The sequence below is a fragment of the Nocardia sp. NPDC046763 genome, assembly GCF_040645495.1.
Classification (GTDB): domain Bacteria; phylum Actinomycetota; class Actinomycetes; order Mycobacteriales; family Mycobacteriaceae; genus Nocardia.
Map to the genome: position 1 here is coordinate 1 of NZ_JBEYYI010000042.1, position 17,978 is coordinate 17,978.

General features: G+C 68.6%; 16 protein-coding genes. 8 read left to right on the top strand and 8 right to left on the bottom strand.

The genetic code is table 11. The features are described from left to right. Together ABZ909_RS40140 and ABZ909_RS40145 are read left to right on the top strand one after the other, a co-directional pair. Nucleotides 1–522 (top strand): HNH endonuclease signature motif containing protein (locus ABZ909_RS40140; protein WP_357011052.1); only part of this gene is annotated, 522 nt, incomplete at its 5' end. Between the two features lie 340 nt (nucleotides 523–862). Next, a complete protein-coding gene (locus ABZ909_RS40145) occupies nucleotides 863–1,225 on the top strand; it encodes a hypothetical protein (RefSeq protein WP_357011054.1) in 363 nt (120 codons plus the stop codon). A gap of 193 nt (nucleotides 1,226–1,418) precedes the next feature. Here the strand turns inward: ABZ909_RS40145 and ABZ909_RS40150 are convergent, their stop codons facing one another. Both ABZ909_RS40150 and ABZ909_RS40155 read right to left on the bottom strand, forming a co-directional pair. Then, on the bottom strand, nucleotides 1,419–2,531 hold the full coding sequence (locus ABZ909_RS40150) for a hypothetical protein (RefSeq protein WP_357011056.1): 1,113 nt from the start codon (nucleotides 2,529–2,531) through the stop codon (nucleotides 1,419–1,421). Nucleotides 2,532–2,534: 3 nt separating this feature from the next. After that, nucleotides 2,535–3,671 (bottom strand): phosphotransferase family protein, encoded by a 1,137-nt coding sequence (locus ABZ909_RS40155; RefSeq protein ID WP_357011058.1) that lies wholly within the window; start codon nucleotides 3,669–3,671, stop codon nucleotides 2,535–2,537. 324 nt (nucleotides 3,672–3,995) lie between these two features. On the opposite strand from ABZ909_RS40155, the gene ABZ909_RS40160 reads away from it, so the two are divergent. Then, nucleotides 3,996–5,354, top strand: a complete 1,359-nt coding sequence (locus ABZ909_RS40160; RefSeq protein ID WP_357011060.1) for a DoxX family protein — start codon at nucleotides 3,996–3,998, stop codon at nucleotides 5,352–5,354. Here the strand turns inward: ABZ909_RS40160 and ABZ909_RS40165 are convergent. Continuing rightward, complete coding sequence (locus ABZ909_RS40165; protein WP_357011062.1) at nucleotides 5,341–6,300, bottom strand: hypothetical protein; 960 nt, start codon at nucleotides 6,298–6,300, stop codon at nucleotides 5,341–5,343. The two genes, ABZ909_RS40160 and ABZ909_RS40165, sit on opposite strands and share 14 nt — an antisense overlap. A 209-nt stretch (nucleotides 6,301–6,509) precedes the next feature. Between ABZ909_RS40165 and cobA the strand changes: the two genes are divergently transcribed. Both cobA and ABZ909_RS40175 read left to right on the top strand, forming a co-directional pair. Further along, a complete protein-coding gene (gene cobA, locus ABZ909_RS40170; RefSeq protein WP_357011139.1) occupies nucleotides 6,510–7,718 on the top strand; it encodes a uroporphyrinogen-III C-methyltransferase in 1,209 nt (402 codons plus the stop codon). 76 nt (nucleotides 7,719–7,794) lie between these two features. Next, on the top strand, nucleotides 7,795–9,258 hold the full coding sequence (locus ABZ909_RS40175) for an MFS transporter (protein ID WP_357011141.1): 1,464 nt from the start codon (nucleotides 7,795–7,797) through the stop codon (nucleotides 9,256–9,258). Nucleotides 9,259–9,275: 17 nt separating this feature from the next. On the opposite strand, the gene ABZ909_RS40180 is transcribed toward ABZ909_RS40175, so the two are convergent. After that, nucleotides 9,276–10,265: an SMP-30/gluconolactonase/LRE family protein gene (locus ABZ909_RS40180; RefSeq protein ID WP_357011064.1), complete on the bottom strand. Its 990-nt coding sequence runs from the start codon at nucleotides 10,263–10,265 to the stop codon at nucleotides 9,276–9,278. A 56-nt stretch (nucleotides 10,266–10,321) separates the two neighbouring features. On the opposite strand from ABZ909_RS40180, the gene ABZ909_RS40185 reads away from it, so the two are divergent. Next, nucleotides 10,322–10,897, top strand: a complete 576-nt coding sequence (locus ABZ909_RS40185) for a TetR family transcriptional regulator (RefSeq protein WP_357011066.1) — start codon at nucleotides 10,322–10,324, stop codon at nucleotides 10,895–10,897. Nucleotides 10,898–10,971: 74 nt separating this feature from the next. Continuing rightward, on the top strand, nucleotides 10,972–11,625 hold the full coding sequence (locus ABZ909_RS40190) for a metal-dependent phosphohydrolase (RefSeq protein ID WP_357011068.1): 654 nt from the start codon (nucleotides 10,972–10,974) through the stop codon (nucleotides 11,623–11,625). A 15-nt stretch (nucleotides 11,626–11,640) separates the two neighbouring features. Here the strand turns inward: ABZ909_RS40190 and ABZ909_RS40195 are convergent, their stop codons facing one another. Then, nucleotides 11,641–12,117 (bottom strand): Lrp/AsnC family transcriptional regulator, encoded by a 477-nt coding sequence (locus ABZ909_RS40195; protein WP_357011070.1) that lies wholly within the window; start codon nucleotides 12,115–12,117, stop codon nucleotides 11,641–11,643. Between the two features lie 122 nt (nucleotides 12,118–12,239). Here ABZ909_RS40195 and ABZ909_RS40200 point away from each other — a divergent pair, with 122 nt between their 5' ends. Continuing rightward, complete coding sequence (locus ABZ909_RS40200) at nucleotides 12,240–13,367, top strand: metallophosphoesterase (protein WP_357011072.1); 1,128 nt, start codon at nucleotides 12,240–12,242, stop codon at nucleotides 13,365–13,367. A gap of 10 nt (nucleotides 13,368–13,377) precedes the next feature. On the opposite strand, the gene ABZ909_RS40205 is transcribed toward ABZ909_RS40200, so the two are convergent. The 3 genes from ABZ909_RS40205 to ABZ909_RS40215 form a co-directional block, all read right to left on the bottom strand. Further along, a complete protein-coding gene (locus ABZ909_RS40205; protein WP_357011074.1) occupies nucleotides 13,378–14,793 on the bottom strand; it encodes an FAD-dependent oxidoreductase in 1,416 nt (471 codons plus the stop codon). A gap of 292 nt (nucleotides 14,794–15,085) precedes the next feature. Beyond that, on the bottom strand, nucleotides 15,086–16,558 hold the full coding sequence (locus ABZ909_RS40210) for a gamma-aminobutyraldehyde dehydrogenase (RefSeq protein ID WP_357011143.1): 1,473 nt from the start codon (nucleotides 16,556–16,558) through the stop codon (nucleotides 15,086–15,088). 52 nt (nucleotides 16,559–16,610) lie between these two features. Further along, nucleotides 16,611–17,975 carry an aspartate aminotransferase family protein gene (locus ABZ909_RS40215; protein WP_357011076.1) on the bottom strand — a complete coding sequence of 455 codons (1,365 nt, stop codon included), beginning with the start codon at nucleotides 17,973–17,975 and terminating at the stop codon, nucleotides 16,611–16,613. Between the last annotated feature and the right edge of the window lie 3 nt (nucleotides 17,976–17,978).

The following is a 17,978-nucleotide window of genomic DNA, read 5'->3' on the forward strand; positions in this document are numbered from 1 at the left end:
GATCTCGAGCGTGGGGCCGGGGTCGCGACGACCGCTTCGGGTGGCCACGTGAGCATCAGCGAGGCGTTGAAGCTGGCCGAGGGCACCCGCCCGGTCCTGGCGGTCCTCGACGCGGACGGGTTGCCGCTGTTTCTGGGTCGCTGCCAGCGGCTGGCGACCCCGGCTCAGCGGTTGGCGTTGATCGCCCGCGACAAGGGCTGCACCCGCCCGGGCTGCGACGCACCGGCGAGTATATGCGCGGTGCACCACATCACCGACTGGGCCAAAGGCGGCCCCACCGATCTGAGCAACCTGACCTTGGTGTGCGATCGCTGCCACGCACTCGTGAACGACACCGCCGAGGGCTGGAAAACCGTTGTCATGGACAAGGATTCCCCCTATCGGGGGCGTGCAGGGTGGGTTGCCCCGAAACGTCTCGACCCCACCGGTATTCCGCGCGTGAACGACAGACATCACGTGGGGCAGTGGGTCGCGGCTGCGATCGATTCCAGTTGCCGGAGGTGGGGTTCACGGGCGGCGTGATTCCCGGACCGTTCATGTCGGGCTGGCGTGCGCAGCGTGACCGCCAGCAACCATCCCCGGGCACCGCCAGCTCACCGAGCATCTCCGATCCCCGAACGCCCGCACCGGCATTCCTGCCACCGCCACTGCCGCCGCCACCACGCCGTCGACAACCATCATGTGGCGACCCCAACCCCGTGATCTGAAGGAATACCTCCTCCTGCAGTAACCCCACATGCGGCTTCGAAGGTGAGCGGGCTGGTAGGCGCAGGCGCGGACGTGAGCCCGGCCCCCTCCCTTCTCTGCGTCCTTTGTCCTTTGGTCTTTTGTCTTTTGCGTTTTGTTCTTTATCTTTTGCCTTGTGGCCTATCCCACCCTGGTACCCGACGGCTGGCGCAGCTTCCTGATGTGGTGGCGTTTCTGGGGCACCGTCGGCTTCTGTGCCACAGCCTTCCTGTCCTTCCTCATCATCAGAGACCTGGACGGCATCCCAGAGTTCTGCGGCTGGCGGCACCCGTGCCCACCTCAGATCATCCTGGGTTTGGGCACGTTCCCTCTGTACACCTGGGCAGCCGGTGGAGCCGTCTCCTGGCAGCTCGGTCGCATGGCCCTACGCCATGGCTGGCGTCCCACCTGGGGAATCGCGATCGGTGCCCTGATCTTCGTCGCAGGCTTGGCACTCAGCATCTACATGGTCGTCAATTACTGGTGGCCCACCACCTGACCGGCCCCTCAACGGCCTCAGGGAGATCCGTCGTCGGGGAAGAGAATCGGGCTGAGGAGATATGGCCTGCGGCCCGGCCCCGGCTTGTTCGCGGGTTCGTGGCACGTCGGGCAGCCGTTCCCGCGGCTGAGACCCACACGCCGCAGCCCCCGCCGGGTGGTTGGATACCGGCGAGGGCTGCGGCTGTGCGCGATCAGGGTGCGACAGAACCCCAATCGGCGAATCCGGTCGGATCGTGGCGACCCATGGTGCCGTGCTCGAACAGTCCCCAGCCCTCGGCATCGCCGCAGCGCGCCTTGCCGACGTGGTCGATGACGCCGAACGGAATGCGCCCGGCGATGGCCGGGTCGGTCAGGTCGTAGAGCTTGCTCTCGGACCAGTCGCGACCCTTCCATTGGCCGTGCTGCCAATCGGGGTCGCCGCCGTAGCCGCAACCGACATTGAGGGCCATGAAGGTTCCGGCCTCGACCTCGACCTCGAGCGGCTTGCCGTCGGGTGTGGTGAGATCCAGGCGCACCCGCGTCGGGATGCGCGTGCCGGACTTGTACGTCAGATGCACACGGGGCCAGCCCAGTTGCTCGACTCGCCCGTCCTTCCAGATCCGGGTGGCGTCATTGAGCGTGCGGAAGCCGTTGGGCTCCTCCTGCACGATGACGATGATGGAGAACTCGTCGAACAGCAGCGGCACGTACAGCCACCAGAAGCCTTCGGACGGTTCGGACGCCAACCGGCCGGGGTGATCGGATTCGCCGACCGGACGGATCCCCCAGGAGCGGTCGCGGGTGCCGCACCAGGCGGACGGGTCCACGCTGATATCGGTGCCGTCGACATGCAGTGTGCCCGACCAGGTTCCGACCTGCGCGAAGCGCTGCGCGTCGATGATGGGCCGGTGCACGCCGGTGAGGATGGTGTGCGGCTGTTCGGCCATGGCTGGGAAGGAACCCTCCCAGGTCAGGTCGAAGGACAGGTCCTCGTGTTCGCAGAGCACGCGGATCTTCTGCAGCGGTTCGGCAATCTCGATCCGGTAGCCGCCGACCTCGGGCTCGAGGCTGCGCTCGGCCAGGGCGTCGGAGAACCGCACGGCTCGCTGCGTGTCGCCGCGGCGTACGGTCGCGAACGCGTCGGTCACGCCCAGGTTCGGGTACACGCCGAAACCGGTGACCAGGAAGGTGTCACTGCCGGTGTCGAGCGCGTTGAAGTAGTTGCGGTCGTAGAAGTTTCGATCACTGGTCCCGACCCGCGACATGGACAGCGGGGTCTGGTGGATCGGATATTCGTCGAGCGCGTTGATCTGATTCTGCGTCATCTCTCAATCCCACGAGTAGGTGCCGTCGAGCATGGCTTCCAGCAGATGCCGGTGCATCACGTAGTCGTCGCGATCGTCGTTGTCGGCCGCCTCGCCGAAGTGGATCATCCGCCGCCGGATACGAGCCATCACGATGCCGTGCCGTAGCGCGGCGTACATGAGGTACCAGTCCAAGTCGCGCACGGCGTGCCCGCTGGCCTCCTCGTAGAGCTTCTCCACATCCGCGCGCCGCATGTAGTCGGCCAGGCCCGGCTGATCGAACCGCGTGGCGATGTCCTGGAAGAACCGGTGGATGAGAATCGTCCAGGCCACGTCGAGTTCCCGCGGGCCGATGGCGGCCATCTCCCAGTCCAGGACCGCGACCGGATCGAACTCGTCGAACATGACATTGCCCGGCCGGGCGTCGCCCCAGCTCAGCACGTCCGGTCCGGTATCGGTGGGGAAGTTCTCCTCGAGCCAGTCGAAGGTGCGCTCCAGCAGCGGGATGCGGAAGCCGTCGCGCGCGAGCGCCCAGTCGTACCACGCCCGCTGGGACTCGAAGTGCCGCCGCAGCGCCGAGCCCTCGCCCGCCAGCATCGGGAACCGCTGGGCCGGATCGGGAATCGAGTGCACCTCGGCGATGATCTCGATGGTCCGGCGGGTCACCTGGTAGCGCTGCTCCGGCGTGGCCTCGTGCAGCCAGCCGATGAACACGTACGGCGGATTATCCTCGGGCACACGGCCGTTCACGCGTCGCATGACGAAGAACGGTGCGCCGAGCACATTGTCGGAACCGGTTTCCAGCCAGCACAGCGGCGGCACCGGCAGGTCGGTGGCCTCGGCGACCCCGGCCATGACCGCGAACTGCGTTGCCAGGTCGTAGTTCTCGAACACCGGGAAGGAGTTCTGATCGGGCGCGAGCCGCGCCACGAAGGACCCGCCGGCCGCCTGCCCCTGCTCGGTCCACTCGGCGTCGAAGAGCAGCGTGGTGCTGGACATGCCGCCGGCCTGCGGCCGGGTGATCGAGGTGACCTGCGGCGGCTCGTCGGCCTCGACCTTGGTCCCGAGCCACTGCGCGAGTTCGGTCGCGAGCTCGTCGAGGTTCTGGTCGGAGACGGTGAGTTCCATCCGCTGGTTGGGATCGGCGTGGGCCGAAGTCATGGGGTCCTCCCTGCGCGGGTGTGGCGAGTATGTCTGCGGGCTACCGGATGCGGCCGGGTCGCCGCTGTGGTAAGCCCGGTCGGCACGTTGGGTGAAATGTAACGCGTTCTAAATAGCTCCGGTAGGGGATCGGCGAGACCCGTTTCGCCAGTACCGGTGACCGGGATGCGGCTTGGTCGCCACGTCGCGGTCGTGCTGACACGTACTCCTCGAGAAGTAGTTCCTATCAGGCATATTCCGGGTCGGCTCAGGGTGATTCCGGAAGCGTGCGGGCCGCCGGACCGCCTACCGTCGAACCTTCCGAATGGAAGCGAGGGATGGGGCATGAGCGTGCAGACAATCGACACCACGACCGATCGGGGAGGGCAGGACACCGAACCGGGACGGTCATGGAATCCGATCGGACGCATTCTCTTCCGCTTCGGATTCCTCTACTTCGGACTGTTCTGCGTCCTGTATCCGCAACCGCTGTTCGCTTTCCTGGGGCCGATCGATCACTGGCTGCCGGCGAACTGGATGCGCCACTGGATGGAGGCGCCGCTGCCGGTGGTGAAGTGGGTGGGCCGCACCGTCTTCGGGGCCGATGTCGACCTGCACGACTCGGGTAGCGGCGACCAGGCCGTCTTCTGGGTCCTGGTGTTCTGCATCCTCGTGGTTGCGGTGGCCGGGACCGTGCTGTGGACCGTGCTGGACCGCCGTCGCGTCGAGTACCACCGGCTGTCCGCGTGGTTCCTGCTCTTCATCCGGCTCTGTCTGGCCGGTCAGATGCTGGGATACGGCTTCGCCAAGGCGATTCCGAACCAGATGCCGCAGCCGGCGCTCACCACCCTGCTGACGCCGTTCGGCGACTTCGCTCCCATGGGCGTGCTGTGGAGCCAGGTCGGCGTGTCGCCGGTGTACGAGAGCCTGCTGGGGACCGCGGAGGTGCTCGGCGGTCTGCTGCTGTTGCTGCCGCGCACCCAGCTGGCGGGGGTGCTGCTCAGCCTGGTCAGCATGGCGCAGGTGTGGGTGCTGAACATGACCTTCGATGTGCCGGTGAAGCTGCTCTCGTTCCATCTGATGCTGCTGTGCCTGGTCCTGCTGGTGCCCGAACTGCCGCGGCTCACCGCGCTGCTGACCGGCCGGGCAGCCGGTCCCGCGGCCACGCCGCAGCCGTTCCGCACACGCCGGGCGGTGCGCATCGCGGCGGTCGCACAGGTGCTGCTGGCCGTCTGGTTCTCGGCGGGCGATCTCTGGAACGGGGTACGCGGTTGGAACGAATACGGCTCCGGCAGCCCGAGATCCGAGCTGTACGGCATCTGGACCGTCACCGGCTTCGACCGCGACGGCCAGCCGGTCCCGCCGCTGCTGACCGACCAGACCCGCTGGCGGCGACTGGTTTTCGACCGGCCCGAGCTGGCGGTCGTCCAGCGCACGGACGACGAGCTGATGCCGTTCGGCGCGCAGATCGACAGCGGCGCACACCGATTGGTGCTGCACTCCGCGAAGGAGACCACCGATGTCGCCGACCTCACCTACGCACAACCGGCGCCGGATCGCCTGGTCCTCACCGGTCAGCTGGACGGCCACCCGGTCACCATCACCCTCGACCAGGTCGATCTCGATCGCATGCCGCTGCGTCGGAGCCGCGGACTGCACCTGATCCAGGAATATGCGAACTTCGGCAAGGTCATGGGCGAGTGATATCGCTGATCTGATTGGCCCAGACGGGATTCGGCGCGAGGAACTCGCCGGTCCCGGCGACGAAGGCCTGCTGGGCGTCCGCGCGGCCCAGCAGGCGGGCGGCCAGCCAGGCCGTCGGATAGCCGAGGTAGCCGGAGACGCCGGAGGTGCACGGCCAGGAGGCGTCGGCGCAATCCGGTTGGCCCTGAACATCATTGTGATTCGGGCCGACGAGAGTGCCCCACGCCTTCGTGATACCGGCGGGCACCGCGTCGTAGAAGGCTCGCAGTGATTGCAGGCCGACGGCCGTCGGCGGCAAGGTCTGCTCGGACGGTGAGATGACGGTGTCGGCCGAACCGTTCACGAAGAACACCGAACCGCCGGCCAGTCCGTGGGTATCGGGGCACGAGGCCAGGAGGCACGACAACTGGATGGGCAGCTCGATCGGCACCGCGGTCTTGATCCGGCCGCCCGAATGCATCATGGCGTTGAGGGCGCCGGTCGCTCCCTGCGAATGCCCCACCGCGCCGATCGCATCCGGGTCGAGCCGGTCGTGGAAGACGCTGCCCGGGTCCGTGGCCAGGGACAGCAGCCGGTCGACCGCCCCCGCGATGTCGATCCCCGACCCGGTGGCCGAGTTCTCGGTGGCGATCACCACGAACCCCCAGGACGCGAAATGCCGCAGCAGATACTCGTATTGGCGCGGATGCGCGTTGGTCCCGTCGCCCCAGGTGATGATCGGATGCCGGAACCCGTTGGCCCCCAGCTCGGTCGGATACCAGATATCGTAGGCCGCACCGGTCGAATCGCAGCAGGTGAAGGCGTGCTGTTCGGTCACGGCCCAGGGCCCCGGCTGCGCATAGACGGCCTCCACCGGTGGGTCCGCGTGACCGATGCCGAGGGGAACACCGAGCACCACCAGTGCGGCGAGCAGGCAACAGCGAACAAGCACCGTGGCACGTGTCATAGCTATTCAGCATAGAAATGACCGGCGTGTTAACGGCACACGATGGCCGCGACCGTTGTGAACTCTGTATCGATTGCCACCCGGATGCCGGGCGATTGTCGTGCGCCGCCGCTCACGCCGTACGCTGAATCCTTGTGCAGAACCCCGTAGCCACCCCCGATGACCAGCCGGTTCCCGAGTCCCGGGTCGACACCGGTGATCCGAACTACCTGGTCGGCCTCGATCTGAACGGTCGCCGCGTGGTCGTGGTCGGTGGTGGCACGGTGGCGCAGCGGCGGCTCGGGCTGCTCATCGCCTCCGGCGCGGATGTGCACGTGATCAGCCGCGAGGCCACGCCCGCGGTCGAGGGCATGGCCACTTCGGGACAGCTGACCCTGGAGTTGCGCGCCTACGCCGACGGCGATCTCGACGGCGCCTGGTACGCCATGGCCTGCACCGACGAGCCCGAGACCAATGCGGCCGTGGTCGCGGAGGCCACCCGCCGCCGCGTGTTCTGTGTCCGCGCCGACACCGCGCGGCTGGGCACCGCGGTCACCCCGGCCACCGCGCGCTACGACGGCATGACGCTGGGCGTGCTGGCCGGCGGTCAGCACCGTCGCTCGGCCGCGGTGCGCAACGCGCTGCTGGAAGCCCTGCAATCCGGTGTGGTGACCGATGATTCGGCCCCCGTGACCCCGGGCGTGGCGCTGGTCGGCGGCGGCCCCGGCGATCCGGATCTCATCACGGTGCGCGGCCGCCGCCTGCTGGCCCGCGCGAATCTCGTTGTCGCCGACCGGCTTGCGCCGCCGGAGCTGCTGGCCGAGCTCGGGCCGGAGGTGGAGGTCATCGACGCGGCCAAGATTCCCTACGGCCGGGCCATGGCGCAGGAGGCCATCAATGCCGCGCTCATCGAGGGCGCGAAGGCGGGCAAGTTCGTGGTGCGGCTCAAGGGCGGCGACAACTATGTCTTCGGGCGTGGCTACGAGGAACTCGAAGCCTGCGTCGACGCCGGTATCCCGGTGACCGTGGTTCCCGGTGTCACCAGCGCGATCTCGGTGCCGGCCCTGGCCGGTATCCCGGTCACCCACCGCGGTGTCACGCACGAGTTCGTGGTCGTCAGTGGCCATGTCGCCCCCGACCACCCGGATTCGCTGGTCGACTGGCCCGCGCTGGCCCGGCTGCGCGGCACCATCGTGCTGCTGATGGCGGTGGAGCGGATCGAGAAGTTCGCCGATGCGCTGATCTCGGGTGGCCGTGCCGCCGACACCCCGGTCACGGTCATCCAGGAGGGCAGCCTGCGCACCCAGCGCATTCTGCGCGCCGATCTGGCCACCGTCGCCGAGCGGGTGCGAGCCGAGGGCATTCGCCCACCCGCGATCATCGTCATCGGCCCGACCGCGGGCTTCACGGCGGGGGCGCCGGACCAGGACAACTCCTGACGTCGCGTGATGAGTTCGGTTCGCCGGATAGCGCATCCATTACAGTGGGCGGGTGCTCGATAACCCCGCTGCGACGATGCAGTATCCGGTGACCAAGCGGGCGTTCGGGCTCGCGATTCTCGTCCTCAGCGGGCTTCAGCTGATGGTCGTGCTGGACGGCACCGTCATGATCCTGGCGCTCCCGCGACTTCAAGAACAGCTCGGCCTCTCCAGCGCGGGCAGTGCGTGGACGGTCACGGCCTATGGCCTTCCGTTCGCGGGCCTCATGCTCTTGGGTGGGCGACTCGGCGACTCGTTCGGCCGCAAGCGGATGCTGATTCTCGGCGTCGCACTGTTCACCCTCGCCTCGGCGCTGTGCGGCACCGCGCAGAACGAGGCCTGGCTGATCGCGGCCCGCGCCCTGCAGGGCACCGGCGCGGCCATTGCCGCGCCGACCGCCTTCGCACTGGTGGCGAGCACCTACGCGCCCGGCCCGGCCCGCAATCAGGCGGTCGCCATCTTCGGATCCATGGTCGGTATCGGCTCGGTCGGCGGTCTGGTCATCGGCGGCGCGCTCACCCAGGTCGACTGGCGCTGGATCTTCTGGATCAATGTGCCGATCGGCCTGCTCATCGTGTGGGGCGCGATCTTCCAGCTGCGCGACACCGCCCACCGGCGCATGTCCATGGATGTGCGCGGCGCGATCCTGGGCACGCTGGCCTGTGTGTCGATCGTCTTCGGCGCGACCGAGGGACCCGAAATGGGCTGGGGCAGCCCGGTCATCCTGGGCGCGGTGATCGGCGGCCTGATCCTGCTGATCGTGTTCGTCTTCGCCGAGCGCGATGTGGAGAACCCGCTGCTGCCGTGGTCGCTGTTCTACAGCCGCGACCGTGTGATCACCTTCGTGGCCATCTTCCTGACCTCCGGCGTGCTCGGCGCGACCACCTTCTTCGTGGCGCAGTTCCTGCAGAACGTGTTGCGCTACAGCCCCTTGCAGGCTGGTCTGGCCAGCATCCCGTTCACCCTCGGCGCGGGTGTGGGCACCGCGGTGGCGTCCAAGGCGTGCATGTACGTCCGAGCGCGCTGGCTGCTGCTGGCGGCGGCCCTCGTGCTTGCCGGTGCGCTGTATTTCGGTTCCACGCTGGACAGTTCGGCCGACTACTTCCCGACGCTGCTGGTCATGATGTCGGTCGTCGGCTTCTGTGTCGGCACCGCGATCGTGATCCTGCCGCTGTGTGTCCTGGTCGGCGTCGACATGGCCCATATCGGCCCGTTGTCCGCGGTGGGGCAGATGTTCATGAACATGGGCACACCGTTCGCGGTCGGCATTCTGAGCCCGGTCGCCCTGTCGCGCACGCTGTCGCTGGACAAGAGCGCGACGGGCAAGGTGAGCGAGATGTCGCAGCATCAGATCGACGCGCTCGGCAGCGGGTACACCCTCGTCCTGCTGGTGTGCGCCATCGGCACCGCGATCATGGGCCTGCTGGCGCTGACGTTGCGGTACACGCCGCCGCAGCTGGCCCAGGCGCAGCACGCGCAGGACGAGGCTCAGAAGAGCTAGGACACAGCTCGGCGGAGTCAGGGCACCCGGGTCACGGCGATCGCCGGTTCCGAGAGGCTGCCCAGATAGATCGTGCCGTCCTGCTCCGCCACCCCGGTGACCATGGCGTAGTCGGTGCCCTCGCGCTGCAGGTCGTGGACGAGATTCCCGTCGAAGTCGAAGGCCTGCACCCACACCGTGCGCGCCGGTTTCGGTTGCAGCGCTTCGGGAATCGCCCACACCAGGCGCCGCAGCACGCCGGGAAGCGGAAGTAGCGTGTCCAGCAGCGGATTTCGCGGCGACACCAGCGCCACCCAGGCCAGCCCGTCGCTGCCGAGGCCCATATTGTCGGGGAAGGCGGGCAGGTTCTCGGCGAAGTAGTCGTGGGTGCCCGCTTTCGGCCCGGTCAGCCAGTAGCGGGTGATGCTGTAGCCGCCGGTCTCCGCGACCAGCACACACGAGCGGTCCGGGGCCAGCACGATGCCGTTGGCGAATTTCAGCCCGTCGACCAGGGTTTCGACGCTGCCGTCGGGATTGCGCCGCAGCAGCCGCCCGGTCTCGGAGTGCTCGAGCATGTCGCCCATGTACTCGCCGAGTTTCCAGTGCCGGGTGGATTCGGAGAAATAGATGGTGTCGCCGTCGGCTACCACATTGCTGGCGAAGTTCAACGGCACCCCGTCGACCTCCGACACCAGCACCTCGATCTGTCCGCCCGGCTTGTCGAGACGGAGGAGTCCGCGCTCGGCGTCGCAGATCAGCAGTGAGCCATCGGCATTGGCGTGCAGTCCCAACGGCCGTCCGCCGGTGTGCCCGATGCGCTCGACCGCGCCGTCGGCCGACTCGACCGCGACGAGGGTCCCGTCCGCGAGTCCGGCGAGAACTCTGCCGTCGGGGGCGATCACCACATCTTCCGGCCCGTCTCCGGGCACCTCGAGCCGCCGCACGGGCGGCATGGGTGGCGCGCTGTGGTTTTCGTGGGCGCGGGCCGTCGCCTTGGGCGGCGTCCAGCGCTTGGGCTGCATGGACATGGCACACTGTAACCCGGCACTTGGTAGTCAACAGTTGTTGGCCTACACTTGTGGGCATGACTGTGGAGACGGGTCCGCGGCGGTCGGATGCGACCCGCGCGGCAATTCTGGAGGCAGCGCGCCGCCGCTTCGCCGAGGACGGCTACCGGAAGGCGACCATCCGGGCGATCGCGGCCGACGCCGGGATCGACCCGTCGATGGTGATGCGCTACTACGGCAACAAGGACGGATTGTTCGACGCCGCACTGGATGTCGACCTGGAGCTGCCGGATCTCGGTGCGGCCGCGCCGGATTCGCTGGGCGCCCTGTTGGCCGAGCGCTTCCTGGAGCTGTGGGAGCAGCCGCCGACCAGCGAGATCCTGCTCACCCTCATCCGTTCGTCGCTGACCGACGAGGCCGTGGTGGAACGTACCCAGCGCATCTTCGCCCAGCAGCTCATGCCAGCCGTGCTGCGTTTCGGCGATCCGGCCGACGCGCCGCATCGCGCGGGCCTGATCGCCACCCAGATCCTGGGACTCGCCCTGTGCCGCTACGTCTTACGGCTGCCGCCGGTGGTGGCGCTGAGCTCGGAGCAGGTCGTGGCCGACATCGGACCCACCATTCAGCGCTACCTCACGCTCGGGAACGCTTGACCGTATGTGCCAGTGGTGAAAACCACGCTGCCGGAGGGGTTTTCTCCGGGCCGAAGATTCGGCACACTGCCCGGATGGGGATGAGTCTGGACGCGGATCTGCTGGACCGCTGGACGAAATTGGCGGGGCCGCAGGCGCGCGTGGTGGGGGAGGACCTGGTCCGCCGCTACCGTGAGCCGCACCGCCGCTATCACACCGTCGAGCACCTGGCCGCCATGCTGGCGGTCATCGACGATCTGGCCGCCGACGCCGAAGATCTGGACGCGGTGCGCTATGCCGCCTTCTTCCACGACGCGGTCTACGCCGTCGACGGCACCGACAACGAGGAGGCCAGCGCCCGCCTGGCCGAAACCGCCCTGCCCGCACTGGGAGTCGGCGCGGGCACGGTGGCGGAGGCCGCACGGCTGGTCCGGCTGACCGGCGGCCACCACCCCGACCCGTCGGACCGCAATGGCGCGGTGCTCTGCGATGCCGATCTGGCGATCCTCGCGGCAGACACGGCCGCCTACGCCGCGTACACCGCAGCCGTCCGCGCCGAGTACGCCCACGTCCCCGACCCGCTCTTCCGCTCGGGCCGGGCGGCCGTGCTGGCGGCGCTCGCCGGGCAGCCCGCCCTCTTCCGCACGCCTACCGCCCGGGCCCGCTACGAGTCCGCGGCCCGCGCCAACCTCGCGGCCGAACTCGCCACGCTCACCGTGGAGCAGGCGCGCGAACCCGGGGCCGAGTGAGGGTTCGCGACCCGATCAGCGGGTGCCGTACTTGTAGGTCTGCTTGCGCAGCTTGAGGTACACCATGATCTCGGCGTGCCGGACCCCGGCCAGTCCGCGGATGCGGTTGGACACCAGGTCGAGCAGGGCTTCGTCGTCCGGGCACACGGCCTCGCAGAGAATGTCGTAGCGGCCGGCGCACACCACGACATAGTTGATTTCCTCGATGGCCGCCAAGGCGTCGGCCACCTGCTGCACCGGCCCATCGACGGTGATGGCGATCATGGCCTGCCGGAACAACCCCACCTGCAGGGGATCGGTGACCGCCACGATCTGGATCACCCCGGCATCGGCCAGCTTCTGCACGCGCTGGCGGACGGCGGCCTCCGAGAGACCGACGGCCTTGCCGATGGTGGCATACGCGCGCCGCCCGTCCTCTTGGAGCTGGGCGATGATCCGCTTGGAGATGTCGTCGAGGATCGGAGCTCCCCGGCCGGAGTACTGGTCGATCACGAGATCATCCTTCCTCATCGCGGCCGGTCGGGCGAACGCCCGACCGGCGGCCGCGAGCGCGCGGGTATGTTGGGATCGGTCGCCGGGTCCGGCGGTTCTCGGTCCGACAAGGATGATCTCCCGTGAAGTACGTTCCGCGCGCGGTTCTGTTCCTCGCCATTCCCGCACTCCTGTTCGTCCTCCCCTGGTGGCTGCTGGTCTATACGACGATGTCCGGGACGTGGTTCTGGCTCGGGTCGGCGGTGTTCCTGCTCGGCTATCTGGCCCTGCCCGCGGGCATGCTGCTCGGGCACGGCCCGCGGCAGTCCGACGCGGCGTCGCTGGTGGGCGACACCATGCTGGGTGTCATGTGGGTGGTGTTCACCTGGTCGGTGATCGGCGCCGCCGTCCGCGGTGCGCTCGCTGTCGCGGGGGTGGATGATCCGGTGCGCTCGCGGGTGGTGGCCGTCGGGGTGCTGGCGGTGTCGGTCGTGCTGTCCGCCTGGGCGATCTACGAGGCGCGCCGGGTACCGCGCGTGCGTACGGTCGAGGTCGAGATCCCCGGTCTCGGTGCGGGTTTGGACGGCTTCCGGCTGGTGGTCGTCACCGACACCCATTACGCCGCGACCGATCGGTTGCGCTGGTCGGAGCGGGTGGTCGAGGAGGTCAACGCGCTGCGTCCCGATATCGCCTGCCACGCGGGCGATCTCGCCGACGGCTCGGTGGACAAGCGCAGGGCGCAGGTCGACCCGCTGGGCAAGGTCGAGGCCGAGTACGGCCGTTTCTACATCACCGGCAATCACGAATACTTCGGCGACGCACCGGGCTGGATCGACCACATGTCCGGCCTGGGCTGGCAGCCGCTGCGCAACCAGCACGAGGTCATCACCCGCGACGGCGACAGCCTCGTGCTGGCGGGCATCGACGACCCCACCGGTCGCAGCCTGCCCGGCCACGGGCCCGATATCACCGCGGCGCTCGCCGGTGCCGATCCGGCACTGCCGGTGGTCCTGCTGGCCCATCAGCCCAAACAGGTCACCGATGCGGTGTCGGCCGGTGTGGCCCTGCAGATTTCGGGCCACACCCATGGCGGGCAGATCTGGCCCTTCCGGTACCTGGTCCGCCTGGATCAGCCCGTGGTGGCCGGGCTCAGCCGCCATGGCGAGCGCACCCAGCTCTACACGAGCCGGGGCACCGGGTTCTGGGGGCCGCAATTGCGTCTGTTCGCGCCGAGCGAGATCACCGCGCTGATCCTGCGCCGGCCCAGCTGATCCCGGCCGGTCAGCTGTCGAAGCCCAGGCCGGTGTAGTCGAGGGTTTTCAGCCACAGATTGCGCCGGCCCTGGTGCGCGTCGGCGCGGGCCAGGGACCAGCGGGTGAGGTGAATTCCCGCGGAGCGCAACGGTTCCGGCGGCAGCGGCAGGGGCCGGGAGCGGACCATGCGCAGGCGGGTGCGCTCGGTGTCACGGCCCCACAGCTGGTCGAGCATGACCTCCGCACCGAAGCGGGTCGCGCCCACACCGAGCCCGGTGTAGCCGGCGGCGTAGACGAGCCGGCCCTTGTAGGCGGAGCCGAAGAAGGCGCAGAACCGGCCGCAGGTGTCGATGACCCCGCCCCAGCGGTGGGTGAAGCGCAGGCCGTCGAGCTGCGGGAAGGTCTGGAAGAAGTGTTGGGCGAGGGTTTCGAAGGTGGCCTCGTTGTATTCCAGGGCGGGGGCGATGCGATTGCCGAAGTGGTAGATGGCGTCGTAGCCGCCGAAGAGGATGCGGTTGTCGCTGGTCAGGCGGTAGTAGTGGAAGCGGTAGGAGGCGTCGCCCAAGCCCATGCGGGTGCCCCAGCCGATGCTGTCGAGCTGTTCGGCGGTGAGCGGCTCGGTCATGAGCGCGTAGTCGTAGACCGGCACCACATGGCGTGACACCTTGGGCACCGGGCCCGCGAAAGCGCTGGTGCACAAGGCGACCCGGGGCGCGCGGACTTCACCGTGCGGGGTGTGCAGGGTCAGCGTGCCGCCGTGGGATTTCGAAAGACGTTGCACCGGAGTGCCTTCGAAGATGCGCACACCGGAATCCAGGCAGGCGCGCCGTAGGCCCCAGGCCAGCCGGGCCGGATCGAGCATGGCGACGCTGTCGCGGTCCCACCAGCCGCCGAGGTAGGTGGGGGAGTGCACCATGCCCTGCACCTGGCCGGCGTCGAGCAGTTCGGTGCGGTAGCCGAGGGACTCGGCGGCATCGTGGCTCTCCTGTAGCCATTCGACCTCGTGGGGCGCGGTGGCGACCTCCATTTCGCCGGTGCGTTCGAAATCGCAGTCGATGCCGTACCGGAGGATGGCCTTCTCGATGTCGTCCAGGTTGGAGCGGCCGAGGCGTTCGAGCTCGCCGATCTCGTCGGGGAAGCGTTCCATGCCATTGACCAGGCCGTGGGTCAGGCTGGCGGAGCAGAATCCGCCGTTGCGGCCCGAGGCCGCGTGTCCGCAGAGACCGGACTCCAGCAGCACCACATCGGTGCCGGGATCGCGTTCCTTGGCCAGCAGCGCGGTCCAGAGTCCGCTGTAGCCGCCGCCGATGACGGCCAGATCCGCGGTGGTGGCGGTGATGAGGGGGTCGGTGGGGGTCGGCCGCTCGGGCCGGTCGGTCCAGAACGGCGTCGGCGCTGCATCGATGAGTGCCGACGCCCACAGTTTGCTTCCTTTGGCCGACATGGCCGATCAACTCCTTCTCTCTCGTGCCGATACGGCGAACGTTCGCGCCTGCGAGCTCGGGGTACGCGGAAGCCGCCGATGGTCACCCGTGGGGGGACCAGTCGGCGGCTTTCGAGAGAGTCAGCTGGTGGCGGCGCGATCCTCGGAGCGGCGGGGCATACGCACGGTGGACCGCAATACCTGCGTCGGCGACGTCGGCCGGTCCATTTCCGCCTCCTCCTGTGTCATGAGGATAGCCCAGAAATTCGCGGGCGGGCCCGATCGGAGCCCGCCCGCCCGATATCGTCGCCGTTTACCCGGCCCGGAAGATGACGTCGTGCCAGGGCTTGTGCGCCGCGCCGGTGATATCCGACATGACGTGCTTGATATTCGTATATTCCTCGAATGCGTAGGCGGACATGTCCTTTCCGAATCCGGAGGACTTGTACCCGCCGTGCGGCATTTCGCTGATGATCGGAATATGGTCGTTGATCCACACGCAGCCGGCCTGAATTTCCCGGCTCGCCCGCTGGGTGCGGAACACATCGCGGGACCAGGCGGAGGCGGCCAGCCCGTAGACGGTGTCATTGGCCAGGGCGATGGCCTCGTCGTCGGTGTCGAAGGGCAGCACGACCAGCACCGGGCCGAAGATCTCGTGCTGCACGATCTCGGAGTCCTGGGCCGCGCCGGTGATCAGGGTCGGCTCGAAGTAGGAACCGGCCGCGGGGGTGTGTTCCGGAATCCGGCCGCCGCGCACGATTTTCGCGCCGGATTCACGGGCGCGTTCCACCATGCCCAGCACTTTGTCTCGGTGTGCGCGCGAAATGAGCGGTCCCATATCGGTTTCCGGGTTCTCGACCGGACCGAGCACCACCCGGTCCATGAGATCGGCGACGCGGCCGACGAATTCCTCGAACAGCGGTCGTTGCACATAGGCGCGGGTGGCGGCCGTGCAATCCTGGCCGGTATTGATGAGTGCGCCCGCGACCGCGCCCCGCGCCGCGGCTTCGGGGTCGGCGTCGTCGAAGACGACGAAGGGGGCCTTGCCGCCGAGTTCGAGATGAACCCGCTTGACCGCACCGGCGGCGGTGGCGGCCACCCGTTTGCCGACCCCGGTGGAGCCGGTGAACGACACCATGGCCACGGCCGGATGCTCCACCAGCGGTTGTCCCGCCTCGGCGCCGGTGCCGGTGAGCACATTGATCACGCCCGGCGGCACGCCCGCGTCGGTAGCGGCCTCCGCGAACAGCAGCGAGGACAGCGGGGTCAGCTCGGAAGGCTTGAGCACCACCGTGTTTCCGGCGGCGACGGCGGGCAGGATCTTCCAGGCCGCCATTTGCAGCGGATAGTTCCACGGCGCGATGGATCCGATGACGCCGAGGGGTTCCCGCCGGATCGACGAGGTGTGGTCGCCGGAGTATTCGGCCGCCGCCTTGCCCTCCAGGCGCCGGGCGGCTCCGGCGAAGAAGGCCGTGTTGTCGATGGTGCCGGGCACGTCGAATTCCGTGGCGAGGCGAATCGGCTTGCCCGCGTTGACACTTTCGATCGTCGCGAGGTCCCCGGCCCGAGCGCGCAGGATTCGCGCCCATTCGTGCATGAGATCCGACCGTGCGCCCGGGGTGAGCCCGGCCCAGCCGGGGAAGGCCGCCCGGGCCGCGGTCACCGCCGACTCCACGTCGGCCGCGTTCGCGCCGGCGCCCGAGGCGATGTCCGCGCCCGTGGCCGGCGCGATGATCGACAGCGGCGCGCCCGACCCGGATCGTCGTGCGCCGCCGATGAATTGCAGTTGTTCCTGGCTCACCGCGCTCCTCACATTCTCGAAAGTCACTGTCTCCGTGTCACACGGTATGGGCGTCGGCCACCGTGAGCGCCTGGTCGAGGATGGCGAGTCCCTCCTTGGCCTCGGCCTCGCTGATGGTGCAGGGCGGGACCACGTGCAGGCGGTTGAAGTTCACGAACAGCAGCAGTCCGGCGGCCCGGGCGGCGGCGACGGTCTGGTTCATGGCCGGGCTGGTGCCGCCGTAGGGCGCCAGGGGTTCGCGGGTGGCGCGGTCGCGGACCAGTTCCACCGCCCAGAACACGCCAAGTCCGCGGACCTCGCCGACGCTCGGGTGCCGCTCGGCCAGTTCCCGAAGGCCCGGGCCGATGACGCGCTCGCCCATGTCGGCGGCGTTCTCGACGATGCCCTCCTCGCGCATGGCGGTGATGGTCGCGACGGCCGCGGCCGTGGCCAGCGGATGCCCGGAGTAGGTGAGCCCGCCCGGATAGGCGCGGTCGTCGAAGGTGGCCGCGATGTGCGGTGCGATGGCAACGCCACCCAGCGGCACATAGCCGGAGTTGACGCCCTTGGCGAAGGTGAGCAGGTCCGGCGCCACGTCGAAATGGTCGATGGCGAACCATTCTCCGGTGCGGCCGAAGCCCGCCATCACCTCGTCGGCGATGAACACGATGCCGTACTTGTCGCACAGTTCGCGCACGCCGGCCAGGTATCCCGGGGGCGGCACCATGATTCCGGCCGTGCCCGGCACCGATTCCAGGATGACGGCCGCGATGGTGCTCGGCCCCTCGAACGCGATGGTCTGCTCGAGGTGCTGCAACGCCCGTTCGGTCTCCTCGGCCTCGGTCGTGGCGTGGAATTGCGAGCGGTACAGGAACGGTCCGAAGAAGTGCACGACTCCCGCATTGCCGTGGTCGTTCGGCCAGCGCCGCGGGTCGCCGGTCAGATTGACCGCGGTCTCGGTGCCGCCGTGATACGAGCGATAGCGCGCGAGCACCTTGTACCGCCCGGTGTGCAGCCGGGCCATACGCACCGCGTGCTCGACCGCGTCCGCGCCGCCATTGGTGAAGAAGATCCGGTTCAGCTCACCGGGAGTGCGTTCGGCAATGAGCCGCGCTGCCTCCGAGCGGGCGTCGTTCACGTACGCCGGGCCGATGGTGCACAGGGTGGCCGCCTGCTCCTGGATGGCGGCCACCACTTTCGGATGCTGGTGTCCGATATTGGTGTTCACCATCTGCGAGGAGAAGTCGAGCAGCCGGTTGCCGTCGCCGTCCCACACGTAGCAGCCCTGGGCGGCGGTGATCACCATGGGATCCAGCGACTTCTGCGCGGACCAGGAGTGGAAGACGTGCTTGCGGTCCAATTCGTAGGCGCGGGCCGCCTTTTCGCGGGCCGCCTCCGGGGTCAGCCCATTGGGCAGGGTCATCGC

What these genes read in the sequence shown, in the direction of transcription:
- ABZ909_RS40150 (WP_357011056.1), bottom strand. Translation starts at nt 2,531, where the DNA reads ATGACGCAGAATCAGATCAACGCGCTCGACGAATATCCGATCCACCAG.
- ABZ909_RS40155 (WP_357011058.1), bottom strand. Translation starts at nt 3,671, where the DNA reads ATGACTTCGGCCCACGCCGATCCCAACCAGCGGATGGAACTCACCGTC.
- ABZ909_RS40160 (WP_357011060.1), top strand. Translation starts at nt 3,996, where the DNA reads ATGAGCGTGCAGACAATCGACACCACGACCGATCGGGGAGGGCAGGAC.
- ABZ909_RS40165 (WP_357011062.1), bottom strand. Translation starts at nt 6,300, where the DNA reads ATGACACGTGCCACGGTGCTTGTTCGCTGTTGCCTGCTCGCCGCACTG.
- ABZ909_RS40175 (WP_357011141.1), top strand. Translation starts at nt 7,795, where the DNA reads ATGCAGTATCCGGTGACCAAGCGGGCGTTCGGGCTCGCGATTCTCGTC.
- ABZ909_RS40180 (WP_357011064.1), bottom strand. Translation starts at nt 10,265, where the DNA reads ATGTCCATGCAGCCCAAGCGCTGGACGCCGCCCAAGGCGACGGCCCGC.
- ABZ909_RS40185 (WP_357011066.1), top strand. Translation starts at nt 10,322, where the DNA reads ATGACTGTGGAGACGGGTCCGCGGCGGTCGGATGCGACCCGCGCGGCA.
- ABZ909_RS40190 (WP_357011068.1), top strand. Translation starts at nt 10,972, where the DNA reads ATGGGGATGAGTCTGGACGCGGATCTGCTGGACCGCTGGACGAAATTG.
- ABZ909_RS40205 (WP_357011074.1), bottom strand. Translation starts at nt 14,793, where the DNA reads ATGTCGGCCAAAGGAAGCAAACTGTGGGCGTCGGCACTCATCGATGCA.
- ABZ909_RS40215 (WP_357011076.1), bottom strand. Translation starts at nt 17,975, where the DNA reads ATGACCCTGCCCAATGGGCTGACCCCGGAGGCGGCCCGCGAAAAGGCG.